Raw genomic sequence first — 9124 nt, 5'->3', positions numbered from 1 at the left:
GCGATCCACGGCACCAGACCCCGCTCCCTCACCCAGCCTGATCCAAACGAAAGACCCTAGACGTCAGGACGTTCCGCGAGGGGGACGCCGGCCGCCGTAGCGTGATTGTGCGCCAGGCGGAACAGGTCGATGCGAGAGCTCACGGAGAGCGCCCGGTAGATCTTGCGCAGGTGGTAGTTGACCGTATGCGGCGACACGAAGATCCGTTCCGCTATCTGACGGTTCGTCAGCCCCTGAACGGCCAGCTCCACCACGGTCCGTTGCCTGTCGGTAAGCTGCTCCCATCCGGCTTGAGGCCGCAGCTCAGCACCCGCGTCGGCGGTCTCCTCCCTCTGGGCCTTCGCCGGACGAACGGCCTCCTCCGGTTTCGTTACGGGAGCGGCTGCCCGCGCTGTCGATGCCCCGGGTTCTCCGGCCGGCGCCAGGAGCCGGGCGGGGTGTTGCCCGCGCGGCTCCAAGCCGGGCCGCCTGTGCCGCTGCCACCGCTCGACATGCACCGGCCGGCCGTCCGGGACGCCGTTTCGCATGCCGTCCGCGGATGACCGCGCGGGAATGAGAATCCGGGCATGGCGGGCCCGCTGTTCCTCGGCCTGTCGGCGAAGGGCCGTGCGGACGGTGACAGGCATGGACTCGTACATCACCCGGCGGAACAACTCGCCGGCGAACGTCAGATGGCCGCCGTCGCTGCGCACCAGCCCTGTGGAGGCGGCCTCGTCGAAGGCCGACAGGAGGCCGGAGGGCGTGGTCTCGAGTACGGTGGCGAGCTCCTCGAAAACGATCCGTCGGTCCAGGACGGCTGCCACGGACAGCATCCGGCGGCAGAAGTCCGAGCAGTCATGCAGCAGCCGCTGCACCAGTCCGCTGACCCGCTCGGGAACAATAGGGGCGATGAGGCGCGCGGTGGCCCCGATCTCCACCCAGCCCTCCTCGTGCAGTCCTTCGACCAAAGCCCTCAGCGTCTGAGGCTGGCCGCCCGCATCACTCAGCGCGCGTTCGAAAGCCGCGTCGGGCTCGACACCCAGCAGATCGGCAGCGAGTTCACGGGCAGCCGATTCCGGCAGCGGAGCCAGCGCCACTTGTTCGTGGTGGCTGGTCAGGGCGTTCAATATGCTGTCGACCGGTCCATTGGGCCACCTGGCACGCCGGGCGACGAACCATACCAACGGGGTATCCAGGTGCCGGTCGCGCAGCGCCACGAGTGTGCTGGCCTCCTCCTGGCCGGTGCAGTGGATGTCGTCCAGCAGGACGGCCAGAGGGCGGTCCCTCGGCTCGTCACCTCTCGGCAGACCGTTCACGACGGTGGCGCCAAGGCTTTTCGCTATATGCCCGGCCTCATGCAGCATCCGGGATCTGCCCGCGCCTGGAGTGCCCTCGAACGTGAACAGCACACTGCCGAAATCCTGAGCCGACTGCAGTGAGCCGTAGACTTTTCTCACTTCGGCACTGCGGCCGCGCAATGGCAACTCGTGTGCCCTGGATAAAACGCGCATAACCTGTTCACTCTCCACGATATCCGAGACAAGTGAGGCCGGAGCGGCGGCCGGAGCGGCGAGTGCGACGGCACCCGCAGGAGCAGCCGTCCACCCCTTGCAAGTCAACAACGCTTGCCCGCAATGGCGTTCGGCCGGACATGTGTTCCCCGAAACCTCTGCTGGAGGGCGCGATACAGACAGGGGGCCTCCAGCGGTTCGGAAACCTGAACGGACCTGACTGCGTGGCATTCCCGGACTCTTCACCCGGACTCTTCACGATCAACCTCCAGAGGTACAGGCTCGGCGGGGAACGCGGGGTGTCATCAACCACACATCGAGTGCGCTGTACTTGAACGCCGGGCATACGCCCGACTGGGACGGTTCCGCTGATCTCGGTGCGGTGCCGTGGCTGCGGGCCCCTCCGGCGGGCCCGTAGGCCCTGGACAAGCGGCAGTCCTCCTGTCAGCCTCATGAGCGAAGCGTCCAATATATTGGCAGTCTGTGACTGGTGAGGTCAAGTAGATTTAGATATTGTCCAATTGAGTCAACATTGGGGACAGTGGCTGGATTCGGTCAGGGAGTGTGGACATGGCGCCAGGTGGTGACCAAGATCGTGGGCAGTCGTTGGCCGAGCGGTTGAACAGGTTGTTCGCGGTGGTGCGATGGACCGACGCTCACGGCCGACAGCGGGAGTACTCAACTGCGGAGGTGGCCAAAGCAGTTACGGCGGATCCGTCGCATCCGGCGACACTGTCGCGGAGTTACCTCGCGATGCTGCGCAACGGATCCCACACCAATCCGACGCTGAGCGTGCTGGAGGGGCTCGCCAAATTCTTCGACGACCACCGTGAAGCGGGGACGCTCCCGATCACCGCCCAGTGGCTGGTTGCACAGGAAGACCCCGAGGATGAACTGCTGCGGCAGCGACTCGCCAGCCGTCAGGTGAGGATGATCGCGATGAGGGCAGGCGCTATGACGCCGGCGATGCGTGAGCAGCTACTCAAGATGATCGAAATCCTCGATCACGGCAGCGACGACCCCCCGGCCCCTGACACCAGATGAGAGAGAACGCCATGGCCGTACGTGAACGCAAGCTCCGCCGATACTGCCGACACCTGCTGCGCCAACTGGAAATCCAACCCCCCTTACGCGTGGACGAGTTATGTCTCCGCCTCGGCGAGCACCGCGGAAAAACGATCCAGCTGATCCCCTGGGCACTGCCGATCCCCGGACCGTTCGGGGTGTGGCTGTCCCAGCCCGACGAGGAAAGCATTTTCTACCAGGCAGAAACGACACCCGTACACCAGGACCATATAATCCTGCACGAGATCGGCCATATCATCGCCGATCACCAGGATGACGGAAGCACGGGAGAAGAGTTCCCCGGCCTGGGCCCGGACTACCCTCACGACGCCGTCACGAGAGGTTTTCGCCGGACCTGCTACACCGAAGAGTACGAACTCGAGGCCGAGCTCGTTGCGACGATCATCCAGGAGTGGGCGGTAGTCATCGACTACGCCACCCCCCGTGCTTCCGAGAACTCCGCGCTTCACCCGCTGCGTTCCGCGCTGAACCCTCGCTGGGGGTGGATCTAATCTTCCAGGAACCAGTGACCATCATGTTGATCATTGGGACGATATGGAAGACAATCGATCTGGTGCACGCGCCGCGTGACCGATTACTGCGAATATTGGTCACCTGTCTGCTTCTGCTGGCCGCCGGCCAAATCCTCAGCTTCCCCGAAGCCAGCAGCAAGGTCGACGCGTTCACCACAGCCGGCGCCGGAAAGATTACGTTCAATGCCATCCACATGTCCGGCCTGGCCGCGCTCATTCTGTTCTTCGCCTCCTCCATGCGGGAGCCGAACACCACGCACCAACGACAGTTACGGGCCAACACGGCTCTGCTCATCGGCGTCCTGATCGCCCTCCTCGTCGCCATGATCGCAACCCCCGCAACTCTGCGCGATCACACGTTGAGCACTCCCTACATGGCGGAGCCGGCGATTGCCTGCTTCTACATCATCGGCAACGCCTACTTCGTCTACGCCTACCTCACATCCGGTTTCTGGGCACTGTACTGCGCACGCATGGCGAGCTGGCATCTGGCATTCGGCTTGCGAACCATGACACTCGGCCTGTTCGGATTAGCGATCACCTCGGTCAACCGAGTGGTCTGGGTCTGTTTGCGCATAGGCGAACCCGGATCGCACAGTACCTTCAATATGGTGAACTGGGCGATGAACGACTGGGCACTGGGAATCGTACTTATCGGAGTGTGCTATTCCGCCAGCGTACAACTCATACTGCATCTGAGATCGGTTGCCCATCACCGCCGTATGTACCGCGATCTCACTCCTTTGTGGCAGGTCCTCTCCGCCGCCTACCCCGAGCTCGTCCTGAACCGGGAACCGGCCATCTCCCCGTGGACTCGCTTCCGGCTTCGCGGCACCCATGTGAGGTTCTACCGCCGCCTCATCGAATGCCGCGACGGGCTGGTACGCCTGAGCCCGTACCTGATGCAGGTCGCTCCCGACGCCGACCTCGCCCGCGGGCCGGCTGACCAGCTCGCACGGCACATCAACGATGCGCTGGCACTGAAACCGGCCACCGAGGATCCCCACACCGCGCTGTCGGCCGCACGCATCGCGTTGCCCCCCGGTAATGACCTGAGCGCCGATGCCCGTGAACTCATCGCCATCTCCCGCGCCTACGCGAAAGGCAACCGTGAACAAAGTTCTGATCACCGCTGACCACGTCATCACCGGACCCGCGGATCACGTGATCGACCATGGTGCCGTCCTGGTGGACTCCGGGATGATCACCGCTGTCGGCACCGCGGCGGTGCTGGACACCGAGCTGGACGCACGTGTGGCTCGGCTGCACTGCCCCGGGGCGACCGTGATCCCAGGGTTGATCGACTGCCATGTTCACCTTGCCTTCGACACGGGGCCCGACCCGATCCGTGCCGTGACCGATACCGCCCGGGGCGAACTCGCTGCCGCCATGGCGGAGCGCGCCGGACAGATGCTGGCAGCGGGTGTGACGACCGCACGGGATCTCGGTGACCTTGATGCGCTCACCGTGGCACTGCGCGCGTCGATCGAATCGGGAGCGGTGGCCGGGCCGCGCATTCTCGCAGCAACCACACCGCTGACCTCACTCGGCGGCCATTGCGCCTTCCTCGGTGGTGAGGTCATCACCGACGATGACATCCGCTCACAGGTCGCCCGCAACGCGGCCGCCGGGGCCGACCTGATCAAAGTGATGGCGTCCGGTGGCGCCCTTACGCCAGGTGGCCCGCGTATGTACGAGTCGCAGTTCACCCCCGGCCAACTGCGGCTGATCGTAGATGAAGCCGCGCGCCACGGCCTGGGCGTTGCCGCCCACGCGCACGGTACCGATGCCATATCGGACTGTGTGGCAGCTGGGGTCCGCACTCTCGAGCACTGTTCCTGGCGCACCGCCGATGGCATCACCTACGATCCGAAGACCACGCGCCAGATCATCGAGAAGGACATAGCTGTCTGCCGCTGTGTGTCTGGGGACTGGCGCCTTTTCCTCGAACAGATGGGGTCCGAACGGGCGGACGCGATGGCGGAGGTTGTCCGGGAGATGAGGGAGGCCGGTGTGCGGTTCATCGCGGGCACGGACGCCGGCGTGCCGGGAGCCCGGTTCGACGACTATGTCGGCATGCTCGAATTCTTCTCCTCCCTCGGTTTCGAGCACGCCGAAATCCTCGACATGGCCACCACGAACTCCGCCCACGCCCTCGGGCTCACCGACACAGGCGCCCTGGCCCCAGGCATGCGTGCGGATCTTCTCGTCGTCGACGGCGACCCCCTGTCCGAGTTGGACGCCCTCCGCCGGATCCGGCATGTTTTCAAGGGACCATGATGAGCGCGGCGCCCGCTCACGTCCGGGTTGGTTGCCCCTCTTCCCGCCGGTCTTCCGACGTTCACAGCCGAAGCCCTCACCCCCCGTCAAGACGGCATCGCAACATACGCGGTGCCGCCAGGTAGGAGCCAGTGCCACAACCGACTGGGCCTTCTGCTCCGCTTGCTCGACTCCGAAGAACTGTTCGCGAAGGCCCTGATCGACGAAGGGTGAGCTTCGGCTCCATGAGACGGCATTGGCCCCGGGGAATCGGGCTAGCCTCCCCGGGCCCGGCTTTCTGGAGTCGTACGGCTCAACCACGGCCCGACTCCGGCGTCACGGGCCGCGGCAGTGAGCGCCGTCAGCCGTTGGCACCCGGCGGCTAGGAGTGCGGACAGTACGTGCACCTGAACGCCGAATCGGTGCGGCCCATGCACTGTCGGCAGGTGCCGCGTTCCCGGACGGGGCCGCAGTCGTCTGCACATCCCGGGCACGTCATCACCGGCTGGCCAAAACCGAAGCCGATCACCCAGCCAGCGCCCTCAGCAGCCCTACGCGCCAGCTGTGAGACGTCGTCAGCGGAGCATTCGTCACCGTTATCGCCGGTTTCGACCGCCAGATAGACGGCGAGGCAGCCGTCCATGTCGCAGACGACAGCTACTCCTGTTGGCATGCGATCCTCCTCAACCGCACGGGACGGCGTGGGCCAGCGGTTGTTGTGGTAGGCGATGATCCCCGGCGACCAGGCTGCGGCCGCGTGCGGTACGCCTTCAGCCGCTTGGCGTCGGTTGACTGCTCCGGTGTGCTGTCCGGCGGGGTGCGCACTCCGAGCTGTGGGCCGTAGAAACACATGAGCCCCCTTCGCGTGTGGTCGGGCCCCAGCCCCAGACAGGCGGCTGTATGGCACAAGAGCGCCTCCCGCCATCCCCGGCGGCGCCCGACCATCCCCAGGCCATCGCAGCGAGCTGTTCCAGGGTGAGGGCCTGCGCTCGTCCAGCTGCGGCGGGTCCTGGAGCGATCGCGGACCCGCAGATTGATTTCGGACCTCGCGAAAAGACCTTTGAGCTGGTGTATCACGTTCGCCAACTTTCCTTGTACACAAGCCTCGTACAACAAACGGTCTGCTCCGCAACCTCTCGCGCACCGTCGGGGGCGGCAGTCGCAGGGCATGCTGTACTGATGCCCCGCCCATGTCCGATCCGCTCCGGAGGCGTTGCCCCATGGCCGCCCGCCTGTACGTCCGTTCCGGCCTCGATCCCGAGGCGCCGCACACGGTGTTCGCCGTCCTCGTCGTTGATCCCGACGGCACGCCCGCAGAGCGTGCCGTCGCCGAACTCGGCGCATACTGCTACGAGGGCGACGGGGCGGTCCATCTCGTCCGCACGGACGGCTGGGCCGAACGGTCGCTCGACGCAGGGCTGCTGACCGTCGGCATCGCCGTCCACCCCGTCCCGTTGCGGCAGGCGGGCGTGGACCCCGCCGGCTTCCCCGGCCGGTCGGCCGTCGACCCGCAGGCCGTGATGGTCCTGTCCGCCCGGACGGCGGCCGGCCCCGCCCTGTCCGCGCGCCTGGCCGAACCGACCGCCGTCTTCACCGCCGGCCCCGACGTCTCGCTCGACGACCTGCTCAAGTCCGAGGAGTGGCCCATGGTGCTCGCGCCTCCGCCTGCGCGTACCTGACCCGATCCGCCGAGACGAGCCGTCAGGTCCCGGCCGCATGCGGGGCCAGCGCGGCGACCGCCTCGCCTGTATGGACCAGGAAAGTCAGTGTGCACCGCCTTCCACGATCACCCCCCTGGCAGCGGCGGGCCGTCCGGGCCGTGGACATTGCCTCATGGTCAGGGTTGGAAATGCTGGCGGAGGTGGCCGGGGGGCCGTATGGCGGTGGTCGGGACGGTGCTGGGCTCGGTGGGCGGTTCGGCGGTTCTGCCGCGGGCTCGGATGAGTCCATTGAATCCGCTCTGCGGACATACGGGTCAGCTTTTCTGCGTATTTGTGGCGTTGCAGTAGGCGGACACTTCGTACGCTGCCGCCGTCGCCGCCCGATCCGCCACCCGTGCCTGCCCGGAGACTGGCAGCGCCCTCGGCGCGTAGATGAATGAGTCCGATGTTCTCGGTGGTTGTAGCCGATCAGGGATCGTTTGGTCTTGGCGCCGGTGGTCCAGTTGTGCCAGATGCCGGCGGCGAGGACGAGGAGTCGTTGGCCGGTGCGGGCGAAGACGCCGGCTGGGGTTCTGCCGCAGTGCTGTTCGAGGCTGAGCCGGCCTTTGAGGGTGTCGAAGACAGTTTCGATCCATTGGCGGACCCGGGCGAGGCGGCCGTGGCGGACGGGCTCGTCCTTCCGGTCGGGCCGCACCGGGTGGACGCTGAGGCGTTCGGTGAGGAACGTCTCGAACTCCCGCCCGGCGAAGCCCTTGTCCGTGAGGATCACCTGACCGCTGTGGACGAGGTGGTGGTTGCGTTCCAGCAGCGCGGTCATTACCTCCCGTTCTCCGAAGTGCCCTGCCAGGCCGGAGCGTTTGACGGTCTCGCGGGAGGCCGCGCAGGACAGTGGGGTGGAGTCGATCAGCCGGAGGTCGTCGTGCCAGGTCGGGACTTGCCGGGCCAGAGCCTCGATCACGTGGCTGATCAGCGGCCCGGCGGTGTTGAGCCGCTTGTTGCAGGACGATTGCTGGGGCAGGTGCGGAAGAGGTGTCCCAGCCGGGCGTGCGAGAAGCGGATCCAGTGCCGGGCAGAGGGAAAGCCCAGCAGGACGTGGGCGACCGCCAGGCACAGCAGTTCGGCGTCCGTCAGATTCGGGGGTCGCCCGATCCGGCGGCAAGGCGCCACATGGTCGTCGATGAACACGTTCAGTGCCGCCAGAAGGACGTCCGGGTTTGTCTTCACACACGAACCAACGGGTGCCCTTCGCCGTGGTCGCGAGCAGCACACACATCGGACTCATTCATCTGGTGTTGCGGTCCTCCTCGAAGTGAGCGGTCCTTCGAGGAGGGCCTGGGCGTTGCTTGGTTTGGTGAGGCGGGCGCGCTGACTGATGGGTATTGTTTCGCGTTGCGTCGGCTTAGGTCATTTGACCTGCAGTTTTCTTGGATCTGCTCAATACGGGCGTGGGTTGCTCAGTGTTGCGGAGCCGCCGGTAGTGGTGATCGATGGAGCGCTGTGGTTGCGATCTTCTCCGCTGCCCGGCCGACGGCTTGGTGAGGTGCTATGGGTGCCGACGGTGCGTTTCCGCTGGTGTCGTCTCGTTGGCTGGGCCGCTGCTGTGCGGAGTTGCTGATCTGCGCGGCGGTCGAATGGGCGAGCTGGCAGATCCGGCGTCAAGTGACGGGCTCGGTATGCCGTGGCACTGGTGACGTGAACGACTCGGTCAAGAAGCGGGGCCAGGATGCTCAGCCCAAAAGGGACCAGTCCCAGCCCATGGTCTTGTTCGTCCCGTTTCTCGGTGGGATGTCAGTGCCTGCTCCTGGTCTCTCTGTCATGACATCAGCGATGCCTGAACGGCTGGTCACTGAACTCCCGGGCGATCCCGCCCGTTTTCACCTCTGTTACGGCCATGGACATCCCGCGGTGCCTTACGACTACGAGGACACCCTGGAACCCTGGCATGTCGCGGTCACTTATGGGATAGCGGCGACGAGGAGTGGGAAGTCGAAGAAGGGGACGGGGGCGGTCACGCCCCGGCAGCGGACTCCGAGATCGGGCACCTCATCCTGTGGAGTGCTGAGTCTCATCTCGATGTCCAGCGGGATTCTCATCGTGATGCCATGTGTCCGTTGTC

The 9124-nt window shown here is 65.7% G+C and carries 6 protein-coding genes and 1 pseudogene; 5 read left to right on the top strand and 2 right to left on the bottom strand.

Annotated features, from left to right (window positions below; translation table 11 throughout):
* Positions 1 to 56 precede the first annotated feature (56 nt).
* Positions 57 to 1508, bottom strand: coding sequence for a helix-turn-helix transcriptional regulator (locus GA0115259_RS22735; protein ID WP_256098087.1), 1452 nt, complete (start codon positions 1506 to 1508; stop codon positions 57 to 59).
* 735 nt (positions 1509 to 2243) lie between these two features.
* On the opposite strand from GA0115259_RS22735, the gene GA0115259_RS22730 reads away from it, so the two are divergent.
* The 5 genes from GA0115259_RS22730 (at position 2244) to GA0115259_RS22705 (ending at position 7026) form a co-directional block, all read left to right on the top strand.
* Positions 2244 to 2534, top strand: a complete 291-nt coding sequence (locus GA0115259_RS22730; protein WP_237540364.1) for a hypothetical protein — start codon at positions 2244 to 2246, stop codon at positions 2532 to 2534.
* An 11-nt stretch (positions 2535 to 2545) separates the two neighbouring features.
* Positions 2546 to 3067: a hypothetical protein gene (locus GA0115259_RS22725; protein ID WP_093600279.1), complete on the top strand. Its 522-nt coding sequence runs from the start codon at positions 2546 to 2548 to the stop codon at positions 3065 to 3067.
* Positions 3068 to 3090: 23 nt separating this feature from the next.
* Positions 3091 to 4224 (top strand): MAB_1171c family putative transporter, encoded by a 1134-nt coding sequence (locus tag GA0115259_RS22720; RefSeq protein ID WP_093600288.1) that lies wholly within the window; start codon positions 3091 to 3093, stop codon positions 4222 to 4224.
* Positions 4225 to 4315: 91 nt separating this feature from the next.
* The gene (locus tag GA0115259_RS22715; protein ID WP_345941028.1) at positions 4316 to 5368 is read left to right on the top strand and encodes an amidohydrolase family protein; all 1053 of its coding nucleotides are present in this window, start codon (positions 4316 to 4318) and stop codon (positions 5366 to 5368) included.
* 1199 nt (positions 5369 to 6567) lie between these two features.
* Positions 6568 to 7026, top strand: a complete 459-nt coding sequence (locus tag GA0115259_RS22705; protein WP_093600273.1) for a hypothetical protein — start codon at positions 6568 to 6570, stop codon at positions 7024 to 7026.
* 436 nt (positions 7027 to 7462) lie between these two features.
* Here the strand turns inward: GA0115259_RS22705 and GA0115259_RS22700 are convergent.
* Positions 7463 to 8232: pseudogene (locus tag GA0115259_RS22700) on the bottom strand (transposase); the annotation flags it as partial.
* Between the last annotated feature and the right edge of the window lie 892 nt (positions 8233 to 9124).

It is taken from the genome of Streptomyces sp. MnatMP-M17, from assembly GCF_900091995.1.
Lineage (GTDB): Bacteria > Actinomycetota > Actinomycetes > Streptomycetales > Streptomycetaceae > Streptomyces.
Note: the sequence above shows the minus strand (reverse complement) of the source record. Positions and strands in the feature narration are given on the sequence as shown.

Coding starts and splice junctions, on each gene's coding strand:
- GA0115259_RS22705 (WP_093600273.1), top strand. CDS start 6,568: ATGGCCGCCCGCCTGTACGTCCGTTCCGGCCTCGATCCCGAGGCGCCG.
- GA0115259_RS22720 (WP_093600288.1), top strand. CDS start 3,091: ATGTTGATCATTGGGACGATATGGAAGACAATCGATCTGGTGCACGCG.
- GA0115259_RS22725 (WP_093600279.1), top strand. CDS start 2,546: ATGGCCGTACGTGAACGCAAGCTCCGCCGATACTGCCGACACCTGCTG.
- GA0115259_RS22730 (WP_237540364.1), top strand. CDS start 2,244: ATGCTGCGCAACGGATCCCACACCAATCCGACGCTGAGCGTGCTGGAG.